The sequence below is a fragment of the Sphaerotilus microaerophilus genome (genome assembly GCF_023734135.1).
Lineage (GTDB): Bacteria > Pseudomonadota > Gammaproteobacteria > Burkholderiales > Burkholderiaceae_C > Sphaerotilus > Sphaerotilus microaerophilus.
Window position 1 is genome coordinate 2,472,150 of record NZ_AP025730.1, and the last position, 20,952, is coordinate 2,493,101.

The 20,952-nt window shown below is 68.5% G+C and carries 18 protein-coding genes; 9 read left to right on the forward strand and 9 right to left on the reverse strand.

Translation table 11 applies throughout. From position 1 onward, the window contains the following. Positions 1–43: 43 nt before the first annotated feature. The 3 genes from icd to hemN all read right to left on the reverse strand — a co-directional run bounded on the left by icd (position 44) and on the right by hemN (position 3,495). A complete protein-coding gene (gene icd, locus NGK70_RS10715) occupies positions 44–1,297 on the reverse strand; it encodes an NADP-dependent isocitrate dehydrogenase (RefSeq protein ID WP_251973213.1) in 1,254 nt (417 codons plus the stop codon). Positions 1,298–1,377: 80 nt separating this feature from the next. After that, the gene (locus NGK70_RS10720) at positions 1,378–2,100 is read right to left on the reverse strand and encodes an urease accessory protein UreH domain-containing protein (RefSeq protein ID WP_251973214.1); all 723 of its coding nucleotides are present in this window, start codon (positions 2,098–2,100) and stop codon (positions 1,378–1,380) included. A 9-nt stretch (positions 2,101–2,109) separates the two neighbouring features. Continuing rightward, entirely contained in the window at positions 2,110–3,495 is a 1,386-nt protein-coding gene (gene hemN, locus NGK70_RS10725) for an oxygen-independent coproporphyrinogen III oxidase (protein WP_251973745.1), read from the reverse strand. Between the two features lie 222 nt (positions 3,496–3,717). Here hemN and fnr point away from each other — a divergent pair, with 222 nt between their 5' ends. After that, positions 3,718–4,458 (forward strand): fumarate/nitrate reduction transcriptional regulator Fnr, encoded by a 741-nt coding sequence (gene fnr / locus NGK70_RS10730; RefSeq protein ID WP_251973215.1) that lies wholly within the window; start codon positions 3,718–3,720, stop codon positions 4,456–4,458. A 125-nt stretch (positions 4,459–4,583) separates the two neighbouring features. Here fnr and NGK70_RS10735 read toward each other — a convergent pair whose 3' ends face one another. Further along, the gene (locus tag NGK70_RS10735) at positions 4,584–5,354 is read right to left on the reverse strand and encodes an IclR family transcriptional regulator (RefSeq protein WP_251973216.1); all 771 of its coding nucleotides are present in this window, start codon (positions 5,352–5,354) and stop codon (positions 4,584–4,586) included. A gap of 33 nt (positions 5,355–5,387) precedes the next feature. Between NGK70_RS10735 and NGK70_RS10740 the strand changes: the two genes are divergently transcribed. From NGK70_RS10740 to zapE, 5 genes are all read left to right on the forward strand, one after another. Further along, positions 5,388–6,581, forward strand: a complete 1,194-nt coding sequence (locus tag NGK70_RS10740) for a TIGR03790 family protein (protein ID WP_251973217.1) — start codon at positions 5,388–5,390, stop codon at positions 6,579–6,581. 264 nt (positions 6,582–6,845) lie between these two features. Next, positions 6,846–9,701 carry a 2-oxoglutarate dehydrogenase E1 component gene (locus NGK70_RS10745; RefSeq protein WP_251973218.1) on the forward strand — a complete coding sequence of 952 codons (2,856 nt, stop codon included), beginning with the start codon at positions 6,846–6,848 and terminating at the stop codon, positions 9,699–9,701. A gap of 136 nt (positions 9,702–9,837) precedes the next feature. Further along, positions 9,838–11,100 (forward strand): 2-oxoglutarate dehydrogenase complex dihydrolipoyllysine-residue succinyltransferase, encoded by a 1,263-nt coding sequence (gene odhB, locus NGK70_RS10750; RefSeq protein ID WP_251973219.1) that lies wholly within the window; start codon positions 9,838–9,840, stop codon positions 11,098–11,100. 83 nt (positions 11,101–11,183) lie between these two features. Next, positions 11,184–12,611: a dihydrolipoyl dehydrogenase gene (gene lpdA, locus NGK70_RS10755; protein ID WP_251973220.1), complete on the forward strand. Its 1,428-nt coding sequence runs from the start codon at positions 11,184–11,186 to the stop codon at positions 12,609–12,611. A gap of 107 nt (positions 12,612–12,718) precedes the next feature. Beyond that, positions 12,719–13,819, forward strand: a complete 1,101-nt coding sequence (zapE, locus tag NGK70_RS10760; protein WP_251973221.1) for a cell division protein ZapE — start codon at positions 12,719–12,721, stop codon at positions 13,817–13,819. Between the two features lie 220 nt (positions 13,820–14,039). Here the strand turns inward: zapE and NGK70_RS10765 are convergent, their stop codons facing one another. From NGK70_RS10765 to NGK70_RS10775, 3 genes are all read right to left on the reverse strand, one after another. Next, the gene (locus tag NGK70_RS10765) at positions 14,040–14,324 is read right to left on the reverse strand and encodes a hypothetical protein (RefSeq protein WP_251973222.1); all 285 of its coding nucleotides are present in this window, start codon (positions 14,322–14,324) and stop codon (positions 14,040–14,042) included. Beyond that, positions 14,321–14,689 carry a DUF1428 domain-containing protein gene (locus NGK70_RS10770; protein WP_251973223.1) on the reverse strand — a complete coding sequence of 123 codons (369 nt, stop codon included), beginning with the start codon at positions 14,687–14,689 and terminating at the stop codon, positions 14,321–14,323. The genes NGK70_RS10765 and NGK70_RS10770 overlap by 4 nt, the downstream gene beginning before the upstream one ends. Before the next feature lie 198 nt (positions 14,690–14,887). Then, on the reverse strand, positions 14,888–16,108 hold the full coding sequence (locus NGK70_RS10775) for an aldo/keto reductase (protein ID WP_251973224.1): 1,221 nt from the start codon (positions 16,106–16,108) through the stop codon (positions 14,888–14,890). Positions 16,109–16,255: 147 nt separating this feature from the next. Here NGK70_RS10775 and NGK70_RS10780 point away from each other — a divergent pair, with 147 nt between their 5' ends. Together NGK70_RS10780 and NGK70_RS10785 are read left to right on the forward strand one after the other, a co-directional pair. Continuing rightward, on the forward strand, positions 16,256–17,197 hold the full coding sequence (locus NGK70_RS10780; RefSeq protein ID WP_251973746.1) for a LysR family transcriptional regulator: 942 nt from the start codon (positions 16,256–16,258) through the stop codon (positions 17,195–17,197). A gap of 114 nt (positions 17,198–17,311) precedes the next feature. Next, positions 17,312–18,154, forward strand: a complete 843-nt coding sequence (locus tag NGK70_RS10785) for an SDR family oxidoreductase (protein ID WP_251973225.1) — start codon at positions 17,312–17,314, stop codon at positions 18,152–18,154. A 14-nt stretch (positions 18,155–18,168) separates the two neighbouring features. On the opposite strand, the gene NGK70_RS10790 is transcribed toward NGK70_RS10785, so the two are convergent. Further along, positions 18,169–19,344, reverse strand: coding sequence for an oxidoreductase (locus NGK70_RS10790; RefSeq protein ID WP_251973226.1), 1,176 nt, complete (start codon positions 19,342–19,344; stop codon positions 18,169–18,171). A gap of 48 nt (positions 19,345–19,392) precedes the next feature. Here NGK70_RS10790 and vapB point away from each other — a divergent pair, with 48 nt between their 5' ends. Next, positions 19,393–19,644, forward strand: coding sequence for a type II toxin-antitoxin system VapB family antitoxin (gene vapB / locus NGK70_RS10795; RefSeq protein WP_251973227.1), 252 nt, complete (start codon positions 19,393–19,395; stop codon positions 19,642–19,644). Positions 19,645–19,698: 54 nt separating this feature from the next. Here vapB and NGK70_RS10800 read toward each other — a convergent pair whose 3' ends face one another. Continuing rightward, on the reverse strand, positions 19,699–20,679 hold the full coding sequence (locus NGK70_RS10800) for an IS481 family transposase (RefSeq protein ID WP_251973228.1): 981 nt from the start codon (positions 20,677–20,679) through the stop codon (positions 19,699–19,701). Positions 20,680–20,952 lie beyond the last annotated feature (273 nt).

Here is a 20,952-nt window from a genome sequence, read left to right on the forward strand (position 1 = left end):
CAGGCACCGCGCCGGTGCTGTGCCGCCCGGGGCTTCGCTCAGCTCACATCTGGTCGATCATGACCTGCCCGAACCCGGAGCAGGACACCTGCGTGGCGCCCTCCATCAGGCGGGCGAAGTCGTAGGTCACCTTCTTGCTTTCGACGGCGGCCTCCATCGCGCGGATGATCAGGTCGGCCGCCTCGGTCCAGCCCATGTGGCGCAGCATCATCTCGGCCGACAGGATCTCGGAGCCGGGGTTGACGTAGTTCTTGCCAGCGTAGCGCGGCGCGGTGCCGTGGGTGGCCTCGAAGCAGGCCACCGAGTCGGACAGGTTCGCCCCCGGCGCAATGCCGATGCCGCCGACCTGGGCGGCCACCGCGTCGGAGATGTAGTCGCCGTTGAGGTTCAGCGTCGCGATGACCGAGTATTCGGCCGGGCGCATCAGCACCTGCTGCAGGAAGGCGTCGGTGATCGAGTCCTTGATGACGATCTCGCGCCCGGTCTTCGGGTTGATGACCCGGCACCACGGGCCGCCGTCGATCGGCTCAGCCGCGAATTCGCGCTGCGCCAGCGCGTAGGCCCAGTCACGGAAGCCACCCTCGGTGAACTTCATGATGTTGCCCTTGTGGACGATGGTCACGCTGGGCCGGTCGTTGTCGATGGCGTACTGGATGGCCTTGCGCATCAGGCGCTCGGTGCCTTCGCGCGACACTGGCTTGACGCCCAGCGCCGAGGTTTCCGGGAAGCGGATCTTGCGGATGCCCATCTCCTCGGTCAGGAAGCGGATCACCTTCTGGACCTGCTCGCCGCCGGCCTCCCACTCGATGCCGGCGTAGATGTCTTCCGAGTTCTCGCGGAAGACGACCATGTCGGTCTTCTCCGGCTCCTTCAGTGGCGAGGGCACGCCCTTGAAGTAGCGCACCGGGCGCAGGCAGACGTAGAGGTCGAGCTCCTGGCGCAGGGCCACGTTCAGCGAGCGGATGCCGCCGCCCACCGGCGTGGTCAGCGGGCCCTTGATGGAGACGACGTACTCGCGGATCGCCTGCACGGTCTCGTCAGGCAGCCAGACGTCCGGCCCGTACACGCGGGTGGCCTTCTCGCCGGCGTAGATCTCCATCCAGCGGATCTGGCGCTCGCCGCCGTAGGTCTTGGCCACCGCGGCGTCGACCACCTTGATCATCACCGGGGTGATGTCCACGCCGGTGCCGTCTCCTTCGATGAAGGGGATGATGGGGTGGTTCGGCACGTTGAGCGAGCCATCCGCGTTGACGGTGATCTTCTGGCCGTCCGCGGGCACCTGGATGTGTTGATACATGGGCCGGGTCCTGGGTACTTGATCTTGGGTTCTGTGGAGCGGGATCGCTCGGGCGAGCGCCAAAGATTCTAGGGGAGGGGTCAGGCACACCACGCGGCGATCGGCTCGATCACCGCGTGCGCCAGTCCCCAGCCGGCAAAGCCGCTGATCATCGCGCCGGCGAGTCGCACGGCCAGGCGGTTGCCCTGCGCGTCGGTGGCGTGCCGGCGCAGGGCGGCGGGCAGCCAGCGCAGCCAGATCGCCGGGCCGAGCAGCAGGCCCAGCGTGCTCGTGGCACCGAAGGCCAGCATCACCAGTGCGCCGTCGAGCGGCCCGGAGGCCACCGCGGCCACCAGCAGCGCGGCATGCAGCAGGCCGCAGGGCAGCACGGGCCAGAGCAGGCCGATCGCCGTGGCCTTCAGCTCGCCGGGCAGGTGCACCTTGCGGGGCAGGTCGCTGTCCTGCGGCCGCCGCCCGCGCCCGACCTGCTCGGCCCAGGCCTCGATGCTCGGCGGCAGGCGACCGCGCAGCATCAACCACAGCCCCAGCAGCAGCAGGAAGGCCTGCAGGCCGACCCAGACGGGGCGCAGCCAACCGGTGCCCTCCGACAGCGTCTGCAGCCCGGTCACCACCGTGGCAGCGAGCATCCCGGCCACCATGTAGGCGACCAGCCGGCCGACCAGCAGCCCCGCCACGGCGCGCGATGGCCTGGCGGGGTGGCACAGCCGGGCGGCAGCGGCACAGCCGGCGCCGCACATGCCGGCACAGTGCGGCACCCCGGCCACCCCCATCAGGGCGGCCGTGACCACCAGGGCAGCACTCATCGGGTCAACTCAGATCACGCGGGAGAAGCGCTCGCGGGCGCGGTCCACGCGCACGTACTTGTCGAACACCATCGCGATGTAGCGCACGAAGTACCAGCCCAGCGAGGTCAGCTCGAAGCCGTCCTGGTCGAGCTTCAGCAGGCCGGCGTCGGCGTGCTCCTGCAGCGACTCGATCTCGGCGGCGAAGTAGCTGCGCACGTCGATCAGGTGCGCCAGCGCCACCGACTCGTAGCTCAGGCGGCCGTGGCACATGATGGACATGATCACCGCGCGGCGCACCAGGTCATCGCGGCTGAGCGCGAGGCCGCGCACCACCGGCAGGCCGCCACGGCGCAGCGCGTCGTAGTAGTCGTCCAGGGTCTTGGCGTTCTGGCTGTAGGTCGGGCCGACCCGGCTGATCGCCGACACGCCCAGCGCCACCAGATCGCAGTCCGGCTGCGTGCTGTAGCCCTGGAAGTTGCGGTGCAGGCGGCCCTGGCGCTTGGCCTGCGCGAGCGGATCCTCCGGCAGTGCGAAGTGGTCCATCCCGATGTACTGGTAGCCGTGGGCGATGAAGCCGGCGATGGCCTGCGACAGCATGCCGATGCGGTCGCCGCCGGTGGGCAGGATCTCGATCGGGATGCGCCGCTGCGGCTTGAAGCGTGCTGGCAGGTGGGCGTAGCCGTACAAGGCGATGCGGTCCGGGCGCAGCCGAGCCACTTCGCTCACCGTGCGCTGGAAGCTCTCGGGGGTCTGTTTTGGCAGGCCGTAGATGAGGTCGACGTTGATCGAGTCGAAGCCCAGTGAGCGTGCCGAGGCCATCAGCGCATGCACCTGCTCGGCCGGCTGGATGCGGTGCACGGCCTTCTGAACGTCAGCATCGAAGTCCTGTACGCCGAAGGACAACCGGTTGAACCCCAGTTCGGCGAGGTGGGCCAGCCGGTCGTGCGTGACGGTGCGCGGGTCGATCTCGATCGAGTACTCGCCCTTGGGCAGCAACTGCACCCGGCTGCGCAGGGTGGCCATCAGGCCGGAGAGCTCCGCGTCGCTGAGGAAGGTCGGCGTGCCGCCGCCGAAGTGCAATTGCGACACCGGCTGCTCGCGGCCGATCACGTTGGTGACCAGATCAAGCTCGTGCGTCAGCGCCGCCAGGTAGGCCTCGGCGCGGCCGTGGTCACGGGTGACGATCTTGTTGCAGGCGCAGTAGTAGCAGACCGACTCGCAAAAGGGGATGTGGAGGTAGAGCGACAGCGGGCCGCCCGCGCCAGCCACGCCGCCGGTGGCGCGCTGCGTCAGCGCCTGCACGTACTGGTCGGGCCCGAAGGCCTCGACGAAGCGGTCCGCCGTGGGGTAGGAGGTGTAGCGCGGCCCGGGCACGTCCATGCGGCGCAGCAGGTCTTCGCTGAGTACGGGCATGCCCTCTTGGCGTGAGAGCGCACTCTGGCCCTCCACCATATCAACCGTGGTCATTTCTTCCATTCGTGCACTGTGCCCCGATGGCTGGCGTCCATATTGACATAACTCAATCTACCATCGTGCCGACGGGTCGGGGTAGACCCCGATTTGATCTGTCTCGGTCCCGCCTCGCGGGGTCCGCTGCGTGCGTTACGCACGAGCCTCGGTGCGATAATCTCTGACATGACGCAAGAAACCGCACCGCCGTCACGGCTCGAAGCCCTGAAGGTTGCCTGTTCCGCCTGCAACCTCCGCGAACTGTGTCTGCCTGTGGGGCTGACAGACGACGAGATGTTGTCGCTCGATGACATGGTCAGCACGCGGCGCAGCGTGAAGCGGGGCGAAAGTATCTTCCATGCCGGCGACCCCTTTGCCGCGCTCTATGCGGTGCGCACCGGCTTCTTCAAGACCGTGGTGTCGGCCTCCGACGGCCGCGAGCAGGTCACTGGCTTCCAGATGGCGGGTGAGTTGATCGGCCTGGATGGCATCAGCACCGACCGGCATTCCTGTGACGCCGTGGCGCTGGAGGACTCGCAGGTCTGCATGATCCCCTACGGCCAGCTGGAGTCGCTCTCGCGCGAGTTCACGCTGCTGCAGCACCAGTTCCACAAGATCATGAGCCGCGAGATCGTGCGCGACCACGGCGTGATGCTGCTGCTGGGCAGCATGCGCGCGGAGGAGCGCCTGGCGGCCTTCCTGCTGAACCTGACGCAGCGCCTGCAGGCGCGCGGCTTCTCCGCCTCGGCGCTGGTGCTGCGCATGACCCGCGAGGAGATCGGCAGCTACCTCGGCCTGAAGCTGGAGACGGTCAGCCGAACCTTCTCGAAATTCCAGGAGGAAGGCATCCTGGAGGTGAAGCAGCGCGACATCCGCATCATCGAGCAGTCTGCGCTGCAGCGCGTGGTGAACGGCACCAGCGCTTGAGTTGACCCACCCCCGCAGCGGCTCACGCCGCTCCCCCTCAAGGGGGCGCAACCACCGGACCGGCGGAACCGGATCCGCGGTCGCTGCTTGCAAAAGAAAAGACGGGTGTTGACCGAGCGGGTGGGTTACTCCGCCCGGTAGCCGAGTGAGGCGGAGATCTGCCGGGCGGTTTCGCGCAGGCGGTCCATCCAGCCTTCTTCGAGGCGATCCGCGGGAGCGGAGATGGACAGGCCGGCGATGAGGCGCGACTGGTCGTCGTAGATGGCGGCGGCCATGCAGCGCACGCCGAGTTCCAATTCCTCGTTGTCGCGTGCGATGTCGGTCTGGCGCACCCGGGCCAGTTCGCGATCCAGCAAGGCCGGGTCGGTGATGCTGTTGCGGGTGTGCCCGGCCAGGCCGGTGCGGGTGGCGTAGGCGCGCACGCGCTGCGGGTCGTCGTGCGCCAGGAAGAGCTTGCCCACCGACGTCAGGTGCAGTGGTGCGCGGCCACCCACGGCGCGCACGACCTGCATGCCTGAGCGCTCGGAGTAGGTGCGCTCGATGTAGACGATCTCGTCGCCCTGCCGTACCGACAGGTTCACCGGCTGGTGGGTGAGCTTGTGCAGCTCGCGCATCGGCCCGAGCGCGGCGTCACGCACATCCAGCCGCGCCTTCACCAGGTTGCCCAGCTCCAGCAGGCGCATGCCCAGCCGGTAGCTGCCCGCCTCGGGGCGATCCACGAAGCGGCCCACCGCCAAGTCATTCAGGATCCGGTGCGCAGTCGAGGGGTGCAGGCCGGTATGCTCGCTGATCTGCTTCAGGGACACCGGGTCCTGGTGTGCCGCCAGCACATCCAGCAGGGTGAACATGCGCTCCAGGACCTGGATGGTCGGGGTGCTGCCTTCCTTTTTCGTCATGTCGGGGATGTTGAGTCGATGATGGATTTTCGCATGGCGAAAAGAAGATGGTCGAGCTGGCTGTGTGGATATCTGTGCCGGCCGGTGGGGCGGGTGGCTCTGGCGGCTCTGGCTGCGCTGGCGAGTGGGCTGCTGCCGGCCTGGCAGGCCGCTCATGCGGGCGAGGCCACCGAGCCGCCCGCCACGGAGCGGGCACCTGCGGCCTCCGCTGCAGCGGCCTCGGCAGCACCCCTGGTGTTGCGGTGGACGAGGGTGCCCCGGGCGATCGGGCGCATCACCTCGAAGACCTTGGGCGTGGTGATCAACCAGGACGATCCGTATTCGGTCGAGGTGGGTGAGCGCTACGTCCAGCGGCGCCAGATCCCGCCCGGGCATGTGCTGCGCGTGAAGCTGCCGCGCCAGGCGAGCCTGTCTGCAGGGGATGGCGCGCAGTTGCGCGCGGCCATCGAGGCGCACTTCGGCGACGACGTCCAGGGCCTGGCGCTGGTGTGGGCGCAGCCCTACGCGGTGGAGTGCCAGTCCATCACCGCCGCGGTGTCGCTGGGGTTGGAGCCCGGGCTGTGCTCGAACACCTGTGCCAAGGCCACGGGATCGCGCTACTTCAACTCACCCAGCGGTGCGCCCTGGCGGGACCTGGGCCTGCGTCCGTCGATGTTGCTGGCCGCCGGCAGCGTGGACGCGGCCCACGCGCTGATCGAGCGTGGCATGGCGGCCGACGGCAGCCTAGGCCTGCGCGGCTCGCCGCCTGTGCATGCGTATTACATGGTCACGCGCGACGCGGCGCGCAGCGTCCGGCTGCCCCAGTACCCGCCGCCAAGCCTGCTGCGCGGTGTCGCAGTGGCCACCCATGTACAGCAAGGGGACCTGCCGGCGGGCGAGGACCGCCTGTTGCTGGTGCAGACCGGCCTGCCCACGCTCGCGGGCCTGGATCGCCTGAACTGGGCGCCGGGCGCCATGGCCGACCACCTGACCTCCTTTGGTGGGCAACTGGGCGGAGGCAGCGGCCAGACCAGCGCGCTGGCCTGGATCGATGCAGGCGCCACCGCCAGCTATGGCAGCGTCAGCGAGCCCTGCAACCACACGCAGAAGTTTCCCCACCCCCAGCTCGCGCTGCTGCACTACCTGCAGGGCAGCACGGTGCTGGAGGCCTACTGGAAGAGCGTGAAGTGGCCGCAGCAGGGGGTCTTCATCGGCGAGCCGCTGGCCGCCCCGTTTGCCCAGCGCTGAGGCTCCTTGGCGGGATTTCCGCCGCCGAGGCTGGCGCTGCTGCGGGTTTCTCCCAGGTCGCCTTTGCGGCGCGCCAAAGACCGGTGACAGGCCTGTGAAAGCCTGGCAATGCTAAATTCATGGTCTTGATTCTGTAGGTCCTTCCCGTCCCCTTCTCTGGCAACAGTCAAGCCGGGTCGCAATCCGCTAGCCGGTCCAGCCGTGTCGCGGAAGGTTGTTCAACCCATCGGAGTCCTGGATACCGGGACGCAAGGTGAGCGAAAGATGATGCAGCAACACAGGTCGAACTCGCACCTCTTCGGCGGCAATGCGCCTTATGTCGAAGAGATGTACGAGGCGTACCTCGACAACCCGGGCTCCGTGCCCGACAACTGGCGCGACTACTTCGATGCGCTGCAGAACGTTCCCGCCGTCGATGGGAGCGATTCCCGCGACGTCGCGCACGCGCCGGTCATCGAGTCCTTTGCGCAGCGTGCCAAGGCCAACGCCTTTGCCAACAAGGCCAGTTCGGCCGATCTGGCGGTCGCACGCAAGCAGGTCCACGTTCAGTCCCTGATCGCGGCCTACCGCAACGTCGGTCAGCGCTGGGCCGACCTCGATCCGCTCAAGCGCACCGAACGTCCCAAGATCCCCGAACTCGAACCGGCGTTCTACGACCTGTCCGAGTCGGACATGGACATCACCTTCTCGGCGGCGAACACCTACTTCACCAAGGCCGAGAACATGACCCTGCGCGAGATCGTGCAGGCGCTGCGGGAGACCTACTGCAGCACGATCGGCGCCGAGTTCATGCACATCACCGACCAGACGCAAAAGCGCTGGTGGCAGCAGAAACTCGAAAGCATCCGCTCCAAGCCGAGCTTCAACGCCGAACAGAAGAAGCACATCCTCGACCGCCTGACGGCTGCCGAGGGCCTGGAACGCTTCCTGCATACCAAGTACGTCGGCCAGAAGCGCTTCTCGCTCGAAGGCGGCGAGAGCTTCATCGCCGCGATGGACGAGCTGGTCCAGCGCGCCGGCGAGAAGGGCGTGCAGGAAATCGTCATCGGCATGGCCCACCGTGGCCGCCTGAACGTGCTGGTCAACACCCTGGGCAAGATGCCCGCGGACCTGTTTGCCGAGTTCGACCACACCGCGCCGGAAGACCTGCCTGCCGGTGACGTGAAGTACCACCAGGGCTTCAGCTCCGACATCGCCACTGCGGGCGGCCCGGTCCACCTGAGCCTGGCGTTCAACCCCTCGCACCTGGAAATCGTCAACCCGGTGGTCGAAGGCTCGGTGCGTGCGCGCATGGACCGCCGTGGCGACACCAAGGGCCTGCAGGTGCTGCCGGTGCTGGTGCACGGCGACTCGGCCTTCGGCGGCCAGGGCGTGAACCAGGAAACGCTGATGCTGTCGGAGACCCGCGGGTACTCCACCGGCGGCACGGTGCACCTGATCATCAACAACCAGATCGGCTTCACCACCTCCGACCCGCGCGACCTGCGCTCCACGCTGTACTGCACCGACATCGTCAAGATGATCGAGTCGCCGGTGCTGCACGTGAACGGCGACGACCCGGAGGCCGTCGTGCTGGCCACCCAGCTGGCGCTGGAATTCCGCCTGACCTTCCAGAAGGATGTCGTGGTCGACATCATCTGCTTCCGCAAGCTGGGCCACAACGAGCAGGACACCCCCGCGCTGACCCAGCCGCTGATGTACAAGAAGATCGGCGCGCACCCTGGCACGCGCAGGCTCTACGCCGACCGGCTGTCCGCCCAGGGCATGGGCGAGACGCTGGGTGACGACATGGTCAAGGCCTTCCGTGCCGCCATGGACGCCGGCCGCCACACCGTCGACCCGGTGCTGAGCAACTTCAAGAGCAAGTTCGCGGTCGACTGGCAGCCCTTCCTCGGCAAGAAGTGGACCGACTCCGCCGACACCGCAATCCCGCTCACCGAGTGGAAGCGCCTGGCCGAGCACATGACCACGATCCCCGCCAGCGTCAATCCGCACCCGCTGGTCAAGAAGGTCTACGACGATCGCGCTGCGATGGGCCGTGGCGAGATCAACGTCGATTGGGGCATGGGCGAGCACATGGCCTTCGCCTCGCTGGTGGCGGCCGGTTACCCGGTGCGCCTGTCCGGCGAGGACTGCGGCCGCGGCACCTTCACGCACCGCCATGCGGTCATCCATGACCAGAAGCGCGAGAAGTGGGACGAGGGCACCTACATCCCGCTGCAGCACGTGGCCGACGGCCAGGCGCAGTTCACCGTCATCGACTCCATCCTGTCCGAAGAGGCGGTGCTGGGCTTCGAGTACGGCTACGCCTCGGCCGAGCCGAACACGCTGACCATCTGGGAAGCCCAGTTCGGTGACTTCGCCAACGGCGCGCAGGTCGTGATCGACCAGTTCATCGCTTCGGGTGAAGTGAAGTGGGGCCGCGTCAACGGCCTGACGCTGATGCTGCCGCACGGCTACGAAGGCCAGGGCCCCGAGCACAGCTCGGCCCGCCTGGAGCGCTTCATGCAGCTGGCCGCCGACACCAACATGCAGATTGTGCAGCCGACCTCGGCCAGCCAGATCTTCCATGTGCTGCGCCGCCAGATGGTGCGCCCGCTGCGCAAGCCGCTGGTGATCTTCACGCCCAAGTCCCTGCTGCGCAACAAGGACGCGACCTCTCCGGTGACCGACTTCACCAAGGGCGAGTTCCGCACCGTGATCGGCGAGCAGAAGGCGGAGATCGACGCCGCCAAGGTCAAGCGCGTGATCGCCTGCTCGGGCAAGGTCTACTACGACCTGGTCAAGAAGCGCGAGGAGAAGAAGTCCAACGACGTGGCCGTGATTCGCGTCGAGCAGCTCTATCCCTTCCCGCACAAGGCCTTCGCCGCCGAGCTGAAGAAGTACCCCAACGCGACCGAGATCGTGTGGTGCCAGGACGAGCCGCAGAACCAGGGTTCCTGGTTCTTCGTGCAGCACTACATCCACGAGAACATGGTCGAAGGCCAGAAGCTCGGTTACGCCGGCCGTCCGTCGTCGGCCTCGCCGGCGGTGGGTTACGCGCACCTGCACCAGGAGCAGCAGAAGGCGCTGCTGGACCAGGCCTACGGCAAGCTCAAGGGATTTGTCCTGAGCAAGTGATGCGCCCAGGTTGGGCCGGCGCTCGCTGCGCGCCGTCGGCCCGGCTCTCGTGCGGCTTGTCCAGGATGAACCCGTGGGCGGCCGCTACGCGCGGCGCGTCGACCAACCGACGCACTGAACAGACAAGAGAAGCAACATGGCTATCGTAGAAGTCAAGGTCCCCCAGCTGTCCGAATCGGTCGCCGAAGCGACCCTGCTGCAGTGGAAGAAGAAGCCCGGCGAAGCCGTGGCGATGGACGAGATCCTGATCGAGATCGAGACCGACAAGGTTGTCCTCGAAGTGCCCGCGCCGGCTGCCGGCGTGATGGCCGAGCACGTCGTCGCTGACGGCGGCACCGTGGTCAGCGACCAGGTGATCGCCCGCATCGACACCGAAGGCAAGGCTGGCGCTGCCGCCGTGCCCGCCGCCGCCCCGGCTGCTGCCGCTCCCGCGGCGGCCGCTGCCGCACCGGCGGCCACCGGTGGCTCCAAGGGCGACGTGGCCATGCCCGCCGCTGCCAAGATCCTGGCCGAGAAGGGTCTGCAGGCCTCCGACGTGGCCGGCTCCGGCAAGGATGGCCGCGTCACCAAGGGCGACGCCCTGGCCGCAGGTGCCAAGCCTGCCGCTGCCGTGGCCGCGCCGGTCGCCGCACCGGTGAACGCAGCGGTTGCCAAGCCTCTGCCCGCCGTGGCGGCTCCGGTCGTGCAGAAGCTGAGCGACCGCCCCGAGCAGCGCGTGCCGATGTCGCGCCTGCGTGCCCGCATCGCCGAGCGCCTGGTGCAGTCGCAGTCCACCAACGCCATCCTGACCACCTTCAACGAGGTGAACATGGCCCCGGTGATGGACATGCGCAAGCGCTTCCAGGACAAGTTCGAGAAGGAGCACGGCGTCAAGATCGGCTTCATGAGCTTCTTCGTCAAGGCGGCTGTGCATGCCCTGAAGAAGTTCCCGATCCTGAATGCCTCGGTGGACGGCAACGACATCGTCTACCACGGCTACTTCGACATCGGCATCGCGGTGGGCTCGCCGCGTGGCCTGGTGGTGCCCATCCTGCGCAACGCCGACCAGATGTCCTTTGCCGACATCGAGAAGAAGATCGCCGAGTTCGGCCAGAAGGCCAAGGACGGCAAGCTGGGCCTGGAAGACCTCACCGGCGGTACTTTCTCCATCTCCAACGGCGGCACCTTCGGCTCGATGCTCTCGACCCCGATCATCAACCCGCCGCAGTCCGCGATCCTGGGCGTGCACGCCACCAAGGACCGCGCGATGGTCGAGAACGGCCAGGTCGTGGTGCGCCCGATCAACTACCTCGCGATGTCCTACGACCACCGCATCATCGACGGCCGCGAAGCCGTGCTGGGCCTGGTGGCGATGAAGGAAGCGCTGGAAGATCCCGCGCGTTTGCTGTTCAACATCTGAACCGGCTGAGCCTGCCCTCCGGCACCAGCCCCTGACGAACGCCCCCGCCCCGGGGGCGTTCTTCCAAGATCCCAGGAAACACCATGTCCAAGCAATTCGACGTCGTCGTCATCGGCGGCGGCCCCGGCGGCTACATCGGCGCGATCCGTGCCGCGCAACTCGGCTTCAACGTCGCCTGCGTCGACGAGTGGAAGAACGACAAGGGCGGCCCCGCGCCCGGCGGCACCTGCACCAACGTCGGCTGCATCCCCTCCAAGGCGCTGCTGCAATCCTCCGAGCACTACGAGCACGCCGCCAAGCACTTCGGCGAGCACGGCATCTCGCTGGACAACCTGCAGATGGACGTGGCGAAGATGGTCGCCCGCAAGAACGGCGTCGTGAAGCAGAACAACGACGGCATCCTCTACCTGTTCAAGAAGAACAAGGTCAGCTTCTTCCACGGCCGCGGCAGCTTCGCCAAGGCCGTCGAAGGTGGCTACGAGATCAACGTCACTGGCGCTGCCAACGAGACGCTGACGGCCAAGCAGGTCATCATCGCCACCGGCTCCAATGCCCGCGCGCTGCCGGGCGTGGCCTTCGACGAAGAGAAGGTGCTGTCCAACGACGGCGCCCTGCGCATCGGCGCCGTGCCCACCAAGCTGGGTGTGATCGGCTCCGGCGTGATCGGCCTGGAGATGGGCTCGGTCTGGCGCCGCCTGGGTGCGGAAGTCACCGTGCTGGAAGCCATGCCCGCCTTCCTGATGGCCGCCGACGAAGGCGTGGCCAAGGAGGCGCTCAAGGTCTTCACCAAGCAGGGCCTGAAGTTCGAGTTCGGCGTCAAGATCGCTGGCGTGGACGCGTCGGGTGACGGCGTGGTCGTCAGCTACACCGACGCCAAGGGCGGCGAGCAGAAGCTGGCGGTGGACAAGCTGATCGTCTCGATCGGCCGCACCGCCAACACCATCGGCCTGAACCCCGAGGCCGTCGGCCTGAAGCTCGACGAGCGCGGCGCCATCGTCGTCGACGACGAGTGCCGCACCAACCTGCCCGGCGTCTGGGCGGTGGGTGACGTGGTGCGCGGCCCGATGCTGGCGCACAAGGCCGAGGAAGAAGGCGTGGCGGTGGCCGAGCGCATCGCTGGCCAGCATGGTCACGTGGACCTGGCGCTGGTGCCCTACGTGATCTACACCTCGCCCGAGATCGCCTGGGTGGGCCGCACCGAGCAGCAGCTCAAGGCCGACGGCGTGGCCTACAAGGCCGGCCAGTTCCCCTTCCTGGCCAACGGCCGCGCGCGGGCACTGGGCGACACCACCGGCTTCGTCAAGTTCCTGGCCGATGCCAAGACCGACGAGATCCTGGGCGTGCACATCATCGGCCCGTCCGCCAGCGAGCTGGTGGCCGAAGCCTGCGTCGCCATGGCCTTCAAGGCCAGCGCCGAGGACATCGCCCGCATCTGCCACGCGCACCCCTCCCTGAGCGAAAGCACCAAGGAAGCCGCGTTGGCCGTGGACAAGCGCACGTTGAATTTCTGATCGTCGGCGTCGACGCTCAGGAACTTCCCCAGGGGCGGCGCGAGTCGCCCCTTTTCGTTCGTATCCTTCGGCAGACAGGACTGTCTTCTGCCCTCTGCACTCTGGTCATGCCATCCGTCACCGAGCTCTATCACCAGATCCTGGCCGAAAAAGGCTTCACCGCCGACCCGGCCCAGCTGCGCGCGGTGGCCATGCTGCAGCGCTGCCAGGACGAATGGGCCGCCTACAAGGCGCGCCGCAGCAACGCGCTGACCAAGGCGCTGGTGCGCCCGCCGATCCCGCGTGGCGTGTACATGTTCGGCGGGGTGGGGCGCGGCAAGAGCTTCCTGATGGACTGCTTCTTCCAGGCCGTGCCGCTGCAGCGCAAGACCCGCCTGCACTTCCACGAGTTCATGCGCGAGGTGCACCGTGAGCTGCAGGAGCTCAAGGGCATGGCCAACCCACTGGATGAGCTCGGCAAGCGCATCGCCCGCCGCTACCGGCTGATCTGCTTCGACGAATTCCACGTGGCCGACGTGACCGACGCGATGATCCTGCACCGGTTGCTGGATGCGCTGTTTGCCAACCGCGTCTCCATCGTCACCACCTCCAACTTCCACCCCGACGGTCTCTACCCCAACGGCCTGCACCGCGACCGGATCCTGCCGGCCATCGAGCTGCTCAAGGCCAAGCTGGAAGTCGCCAACGTCGACAACGGAACCGACTACCGCCGCCGCACGCTGGAGCAGGTCGAGCTCTACCACTGTCCGCTCGGCGCGCAGGCCGACGCCGCGATGCAGCGCGCCTTCGAGGAGCTGGCTGCGGTGCAGGACGAAGAGCCGCTGATGCGCATCGAGCACCGCGAGATCCGGGCGCGCCGCAAGGCCGGCAGCACGGTCTGGTTCGATTTCAAGGAGCTTTGCGGCGGCCCCCGCTCGCAGAACGACTACCTGGAAATCGCCACCCAGTTCGAGACCGTGCTGCTCTCCAGCGTTCCACAGATGCCGCCCAAGCTCGCTTCCGAGGCGCGCCGCTTCACTTGGCTGGTGGACGTGTTCTACGACCGCCGCGTCAAGCTCATTGTCTCCGCGGCCGTCCCGGCCGAGGAGCTCTACACTGAAGGCCCGCTGGCCCACGAATTCCCCCGCACCGTCTCGCGTCTGAACGAGATGCGCAGCGCCGAGTACCTGGCGCTGGAGCGGCGGGAGGTGGATACCTCGCTGACCTGAGGCGCACGGCCCCGCCGCCCTGTCACCGCATGGATCGCAGATCCACGATGGCATGGCATCTGTCGGGCGGCGACGGTGGGGCCCGGTGAATCGCCCTCGGCCACCGCTCGGGCCACGAGCCATCGACGGCGATCCGCATCGGGTGCCTCATGAACCGCGCCGATCGACTGCCCGGGCTGAACCTGCTGCGCAGCATCGCCATCGTCTGGGTGATGCTGTTTCACTCCTCCCTGCTGGGCGGACTCGGGCAGCACTGGAATCGCGTCAGCGGGCCGAAGACGGGCGGGCTGGCCATCACCTCCTCGAGCGTCAACGTCTGGCGGAACACCGCCAGCGGGTTGCGCGCGGGGTGCAGGCGTACCTCGACCGAGATGCGCCCGAAGGTGTCCGCCCGGATGCCGTACTGCGCCATGTAGTCCAGCCCCGCGCCGCCGGAGAACTGCGCCGCCTGCGGCGCCTCGTGACGCGTGGCACGTCCAGGGGCGGCGTCGCCCCGACCGCTCAAGCCTTCACTTCGACCACCGGTTCGAAGCCGCCGAAGATCATGCGCTTGCCGTCGAAGGGCATGGGCGGGTTGCCGGGTGTGGACGGATCCATGCGCGGGTCTTCCATCATCTTCTTCATGCCGGCGTCACGTGTGGCCTTGTCCGGCCATTCGACCCACGAGAAGGCCACTGTCTCCTCGGCCGTGGCCTGGACTGCACGGCGGAAGTCGGTGACCTTGCCGTCGGGGACGTCGTCGCCCCAACCCTCGATCACACGAAGGGCGCCCAGCTCGATGAACAGCGAGTCGAAGTGGCGCGCGTGCTCAATGAACTTCTGCTTGTTGGCGGTGGGTACCGCGATCACGAAACCATCGATGTAGGTCATGTCTTCACTCCGTTGGGGTCGACCGGTCGGCGCGTTCTGTCTGAGGGCGCCTCGTATCCCATCGACGAACGACAGTAAACCGGATCGACATGGCCTTTCCGGTAGGAGGGGAAGGGCACGCGCGGAGCCTTTGTGCCCAGCCAGCCTGTTCACCGACCTGGGATGCACCGTTCTCGTCAGGATGGCGGCGTTCGGGGGTCAGCGCCGCACCGGCGCCTCCACCCCCGACATCCGCATCACCATCTCCGGCAGCCGCGCCCCACGCACGGGAATCGCCGCCACCGCGGTGTTCAGCTTGCGCAGTTCGTCGGCACTGAAGCGCAGCGTGGCGGCGCCCAGGTTCTCTTCCATGTGCGCCACGTTGGTCGTGCCGGGGATGGGCACGATGAAGGGCTTCTGGGCCATCAGCCAGGCCAGCGAGAGTTGCGCGGGCGTGGCGTTCTTGCGCCGGGCCCAGGTGCGCACCAGGTCGACCAGGGCCATGTTGGCGGCCAGGGCATCAGGCGCGTAGCGCGGCACCAGGGCGCGGAAGTCCAGGTCGGGCGCGGTGTCGAAGCGGCGCGTGGCCGGCACGCTGCCGGTGAGCACACCCATGGCCAGCGGGCTCCAGCAGACGAAGCCGATGCCCAGCTCCTCGCACAGCGGCAGCACCTGCGCCTCGGGGCCACGCCAGTACAGGTTGTATTCGTTCTGGATGGCCGCCAGCGGCTGCACCGCATGGGCGCGGCGGATGGCCTGCACGCCGGGCTCGGACAGGCCGAACTGGCGCACCTTGCCCTGCGCGATCAGGTCCTTGACGGCGCCGGCCACGTCCTCGATGGGCACCTGCGGGTCGACGCGGTGCTGGTAGAGCAGGTCGATGTGGTCGGTGCGCAGGCGCCGGAGCTGGGCTTGCACCACCTCGCGGATGTGGGCGGGCCGGCTGTTCAGGCCGCCGGGCAGGCGCTGGCCGGTGGCGGGGTCGATGTCGAAGCCGAACTTGGTGGCCAGCGTCACCCGCTCGCGCCGGCCGCCTTGCAGGGCTTCGCCCACGATGTCCTCGGACAGGAAGGGGCCGTAGGCCTCGGCCGTGTCGATCAGCGTCACACCGCGCTCCACCGCGCGGCGGATCAGCGCGATGGCGGCCGGCCGGTCGAAGCGGCTGCTGTAGGAGTCGATGAGGATGCCAGGCGCGGCCGAGGGCCGCCACTGGCAGCCCAGCCCGACTGGGAAGACCTCCAGCGGGCCGAGGCGGCGCCGGGCTGGGTTGGCATCCGTGGCAGGCGTCGCGGCCGGGGCCGAACCCGCGGGGGCTTGGCTGGCGCAGGCCGACAGCAGCCAGGGTGCGATGCCCAGCGTGGCGGCTGCGGCCAGCCACTGGCGGCGCGGCAGGGCAGTTGAGTGAGGGTCGGACGACGCGGGGCGGTGGTGGGCGGGCATGGGGTTGGTCCAGTCGGGCAGTGCGGGAACGAGACATGGGCGCCTCGCCTGAGCCCACTCTAGGGAAGACATTCGCATGCCGCTAGCGCCGGATTGCTTGATGGATAGGCAAGCTACTGCGGACAATCCGCCCCGGCAGAATGCGCCATCGCCATCAACGAGTTGCGCGCCATCACCGTCTTCGTCAAGGCCGCCGAGCTGGGCAGCCTGCGCCGGACCGCGGGCGCGCTGGGCATCACCCCGCAGGCGGCCAGCCAGGCGCTGGCGCAACTGGAGCAGCACCTGGACGTGCGCCTGTTCCACCGCACCACGCGGGTGATGGCGCTGACCGACGAGGGCCGGCGCTTCCTGGAAGAGGCCCAGCCTTCGCTGCTAGGGCTGCAGCGCGCGCTGCGGGCAGTGCGCCAGGCGCGCGAGGCCATCAGCGGGCCGCTGCGCATCGTCGGGCCTCGCTCCACCTTCCAGGGCGTGCTGTGGCGCCTGCTCGACGAGTTCTGCAACGCGCACCCGGGCATCGTGCCCGAGGTGCAGCTGGAAGACCGCGTGGAGGTGGGCTTTCGGCTTGGCCCATCGCCGCAGGAGGGCGTGATCGCCCGGCGCCTGTTCCCGGTGCAGCTCATCACCTGCGCCGCGCCGGCCTATCTGCGCCGCCACGGCGTGCCCGAGAGCATCGCCGCGCTGCAGGCCCACCGCTGCAGCGGTTTTCGCCACAGCGGCACCGGCAAGGTCGTGCCCTGGCGCTTCAAGGTCGACGGCGCGGAGGTGGAGCAGACGGTGGCGCCGGCGCTCTGTACCAACGACGAGATCCTGGAGCTCAACGCCGTGCTCGCCGGCCACGTGCTGGGCCAGCTGGCCGGCGTGACAGCGGGGCCGCACATCCGCAGCGGCGCGCTCGTGCCCCTGCTGGTCGACCACGTGGCCGATGCCTACAGCTACTTCGTCTACTACGGCAGCCGCGCCTCGCTGACCGCGCGGGCACGGGCCTTCATCGACCTGGCGGTGGCTCGGCTGGGCGGCGAGCCGGACTATGTGCTCAGCACCAGGGAGTTGCGCACGGCCTTCGGCAAGGGACGCAACGGGTTGCCTTGACAGCCGGCTCCGCTGCGCGAGCAGCAGCCACCGAGCCCCGCTTGTTCGCCGCATGTCCTCCCTCCCCCTCAGGAAGCTCCACGGTTCTCATGACTCTCTTCAAGAAAGGTCCCCATGTCCAAAGTCTGGTTCATCACCGGCGCCTCCCGCGGCTTCGGCCGCGAGTGGGCCCTGGCCGCCCTGGAGCGCGGTGACTCGGTCGCCGCCACCGCCCGGAACACCGACGCGCTGAGCGATTTCGTCGCGCAGTTTGGCGACCGTGTCCTGCCGCTGCGGCTGGACGTCACCGACCGTGCCGCCTGCTTCGAGGCCATCAACGCCACCGTGGCCCGCTTTGGCCGGCTGGACGTGGTCGTCAACAACGCCGGCTACGGCCAGTTCGGCATGGTCGAGGAGCTGAGCGAGGCCGAGGCGCGCGCGCAGATCGAGACCAACTTGTTCGGCGCGCTCTGGGTCACCCAGGCGGCGCTGCCGCATCTGCGCGCGCAGGGCAGCGGCCACCTGATCCAGGTGTCGTCCATCGGCGGCATCTCGGCCTTCGGCGGCATCGGCATCTACCACGCCTCCAAGTGGGGGCTGGAGGGGCTGAGCCAGGCGCTGGCGCTGGAGGTGGCGCCGCTGGGCATCAAGGTCACGCTGGTCGAGCCGGGCAGCTACTCCACCGACTGGGGCGACGTGTCCTCCCGCCACGCCGCGCCGCTGCCGGCCTACGAGGGCTCGCGTGCCGCCGCCGCCAAGGTGCGCGAGGCCCGCAAAGCCAGCCGCGGCGACCCGTTGGCCACCCGCGCGGCCATCCTCGCGGTGGTCGATGCGGCCGAGCCGCCGCTGCGCATCTTCTTCGGCGACGGCCCGCTGGTCGTGGCCACCCGCGACTACGAGCAGCGCCTGGCGACCTGGCGGGCCTGGGAGGCGGTGTCGAAGGCGGCGCAGGGGGCACCGAAGACGGGCGGCGCGTAGCCTGCGCCGCGCCTTCAGCGGCGGTTCGGAGGCACCATCCCCATGCCCGCCGGGCCCTGCAGCCCGATCCCATCACACGGCAGCTCCCGCCGCTCGGCCGCGCTGAGCCGCCCCAGGTCCAGCAGCTGCATCACCGCCAGCGCCTCGGTGGCCGGCACCGGGTTGGGGGCGAGGCCGAGCAGGGCGTCGCGGATGCCGGCGTAGTAGGCCGGGTAGCGGCCCGGCTCGTTGGGCCAGGGCTGCTCCACCGTGGCCGGGCTGGGGGCCTGGGGATCGGCCGCCGTCACCAGCCGGCCGGCGCTGGGGTCCTGGCCCCAGTCCGCCGGCCGGGCCGGGTCAGGGCGCTGGCCGGCTTTCAGGTCGTCCTCCTGGCGGTCCAGGCCCTGCTTCACCCAGCTGCCCAGCGTGCCGTGCAGCGCAAAGCGCGGCCCGGGCACGGCGGCCAGCGTGCTGGCATGCAGGTCGGCCCGCAGGCCATCGGCCCAGCGCAGGCGGGCGTGGAAGCCGTCGTCGGCCACCGCGCCGTCGCGCATGCAGGCCAGATCGGCGGCGATCGCCACCGGCGCACCGAAGAGCTGCAGCGCTTGGTCCAGCAGGTGCGGCCCCAGGTCCATCCACAGGCCGCTGCCGGGCCCGCCCGCCTCCCGCCAGCGCGCGGGCACCACCGGCCGGTAGCGGTCGAAGTGCAGGCTGGCGTGCACGAGGCGCCCCAGCCGCCCGCTGCGCAGCAGCGCCCGCGCGGTGAGCAGGTCACCGTCCCAGCGGCGGTTGTGGAACACGCTGAGCAGGCACTGGCGCCGCTCGGCTTCGTCGATCAGCTCCCGCGCCTGCGCGGCGTCCAGCGTGAAGGGCTTGTCCACCACCACCGCCTTGCCCGCGCGCAGCGCCGCCAGCGCCAGCGGGTGGTGGCTGTCGTTGGGCGTCGGTATGACGACCAGGTCGACATCGCCCCGCTCGAACAGCGCCTGCGGCTCGGCGTGCACCTGCACCGCCTCCCCGAGCACCGAGCGCGCCGCCAGCCCCACTTCCGGACGCCGGCACACCACGCCCACCAGCTCCAGCCCCGGCGTCGTGGTGATCAGCGGCGCGTGGAACACCTGGCTGGAGGCGCCCCAGCCGACCAGGCCGACGCGCAGGGGGCGGGCGGTGGTGGGGATGAGGGTGGGAGAGGGGGATGCGTCAGGGGCCATAGTGCGAGAAAGTATGGCCTGTTCAGGCGTTGAACCCAGGAATCGCCCATGCGCACCCGCATCTTCAAGAGTGGCCACTCGCTGGCCGTGCGCATCCCGCGCGAGCTGGCCTTTGCCGACGACGTGCAGGAGGTCGAGATCGATCGCGTCGGCAACACGCTGGTGCTGCGGCCTGCGCAGCCGCGCACGCTGGCTGACCTGGGGGAACTGCTGGCGATGTTCAGCCCGCACTTCCTGTCCAAGGGGCGCGAGCCGATGGAAGACGTGGGGCGTGAAGGTGCTGGTGATCTGCGGCGCTGAGTTGCGCGCCGGGCTGGAGCGACAGTCGCTGGGCCTGCAGGTTGCCTGAGGCGGCTATCTGTCAAGACCCGGGACATCCTTCGGGCGCTTCTTGAAGAGCTGAGGGTTCTTGGACCGCCAGGTCTTGAGGGAGTCGAGTGGCGTGAGATGGCCCAGGGCGCGCTGAGGGATTCGGCAGTTGTAGACCTTGACATAGTTGAGCAGGGTCTGCTCCAACTCGGCGGCGCTGTGGAAACGAGTCTGGGCGATGACGTCGGTGATACGACCGTTGAAACGCTCGACGAGCCCGTTGGTCTGAGGGTGGCGTGGCGGGCACAGGCGATGTTCGATGCCCAGCGCGCGGCAACGCACATCGAAGTGGTGCTTGCCGCTGGGTGTGCGTGCCTTGCGCTGGAAACGGTCAGTGAAACACGCACCGTTGTCGGTGAGCAGCTTGACGATGCGCATCGGGGCGGCCTCGTGCAGGCGCTTGACGAAGTCCACCGCGCTGGTGGTTTCCATGTCGGGGTAGATGCGCACGAACACCCAGCGCGTGGCCCGGTCGATGCCCACGTACAGGTAGCGCCGCGCCGCCTCGTCGGGCATCTGCGGCAGGTACTTGATGTCCACGTGCACGAAGCCGGGTTCGTAGTCCTTGAAGCGCTTGGGCTGGGTCGCCTCGGCGGGTTCCCCGCTGAGGGCGGCCTGCAACTCGCGCAGGTTGTTCACGCCATGGCGGCGCAGGCAGCGGTCCAGCGCCGAGCGAGATGCTTCGGCGTTGACGAATTCCCGGGTGATGACCAGCAGATCGTCCAGGGGCAGCAGCAGCAGGCGGCGCAGCTCGACGACGATGACCTCCTGCGCAGGCGTGAGCGTGGTGCTGAGCTTGTGGGGTCGGTGACTGCGATCCTCCACGCTGTCACGGCCCTGCCACTTCGCCGCGGTCGGCTCGGAGATGTTGTACCTGCGCGCCAGTGCCGCAGGACTTTCCTTGGACGCCTGGATCTCTGCTCGTACCCGAGGCGTCGTACGGGCTTGGGGATGGATGTCGGTCATGACACAGGCTTCACTGCAACGTTGCTCAACACATCGCGCATGGCCTCTCTGGCTCGAAGCAGAGGCCAGCTGCGACGGGGCCAATGATCACATGGGACCCAACAGCTATCGACCCGGAGCCGACGCTCACCCCGCTGTGGTAGCCTACCCGGGAGCGGTCATTCACTCACGCCAACGGGCTTCCGCAGAACCCGGGGCGATTCACAGTGGCTCGAGCGCAACTTTGTACGGCTTCCGCATCGAACACCCCACGAACATGTGGTTGAACTCCGG

Excerpts from the sequence above, each read along its gene's own strand:
- NGK70_RS10770 (WP_251973223.1), bottom strand. The coding sequence starts at position 14,689 with ATGACCTACATCGATGGTTTCGTGATCGCGGTACCCACCGCCAACAAG.
- NGK70_RS10785 (WP_251973225.1), top strand. The coding sequence starts at position 17,312 with ATGTCCAAAGTCTGGTTCATCACCGGCGCCTCCCGCGGCTTCGGCCGC.
- NGK70_RS10735 (WP_251973216.1), bottom strand. The coding sequence starts at position 5,354 with ATGACGAAAAAGGAAGGCAGCACCCCGACCATCCAGGTCCTGGAGCGC.
- icd (WP_251973213.1), bottom strand. The coding sequence starts at position 1,297 with ATGTATCAACACATCCAGGTGCCCGCGGACGGCCAGAAGATCACCGTC.
- NGK70_RS10740 (WP_251973217.1), top strand. The coding sequence starts at position 5,388 with ATGGCGAAAAGAAGATGGTCGAGCTGGCTGTGTGGATATCTGTGCCGG.
- odhB (WP_251973219.1), top strand. The coding sequence starts at position 9,838 with ATGGCTATCGTAGAAGTCAAGGTCCCCCAGCTGTCCGAATCGGTCGCC.
- vapB (WP_251973227.1), top strand. The coding sequence starts at position 19,393 with ATGCGCACCCGCATCTTCAAGAGTGGCCACTCGCTGGCCGTGCGCATC.
- fnr (WP_251973215.1), top strand. The coding sequence starts at position 3,718 with ATGACGCAAGAAACCGCACCGCCGTCACGGCTCGAAGCCCTGAAGGTT.
- zapE (WP_251973221.1), top strand. The coding sequence starts at position 12,719 with ATGCCATCCGTCACCGAGCTCTATCACCAGATCCTGGCCGAAAAAGGC.
- lpdA (WP_251973220.1), top strand. The coding sequence starts at position 11,184 with ATGTCCAAGCAATTCGACGTCGTCGTCATCGGCGGCGGCCCCGGCGGC.
- NGK70_RS10800 (WP_251973228.1), bottom strand. The coding sequence starts at position 20,679 with ATGACCGACATCCATCCCCAAGCCCGTACGACGCCTCGGGTACGAGCA.
- hemN (WP_251973745.1), bottom strand. The coding sequence starts at position 3,495 with ATGCCCGTACTCAGCGAAGACCTGCTGCGCCGCATGGACGTGCCCGGG.
- NGK70_RS10775 (WP_251973224.1), bottom strand. The coding sequence starts at position 16,108 with ATGCCCGCCCACCACCGCCCCGCGTCGTCCGACCCTCACTCAACTGCC.
- NGK70_RS10720 (WP_251973214.1), bottom strand. The coding sequence starts at position 2,100 with ATGAGTGCTGCCCTGGTGGTCACGGCCGCCCTGATGGGGGTGGCCGGG.
- NGK70_RS10790 (WP_251973226.1), bottom strand. The coding sequence starts at position 19,344 with ATGGCCCCTGACGCATCCCCCTCTCCCACCCTCATCCCCACCACCGCC.
- NGK70_RS10745 (WP_251973218.1), top strand. The coding sequence starts at position 6,846 with ATGATGCAGCAACACAGGTCGAACTCGCACCTCTTCGGCGGCAATGCG.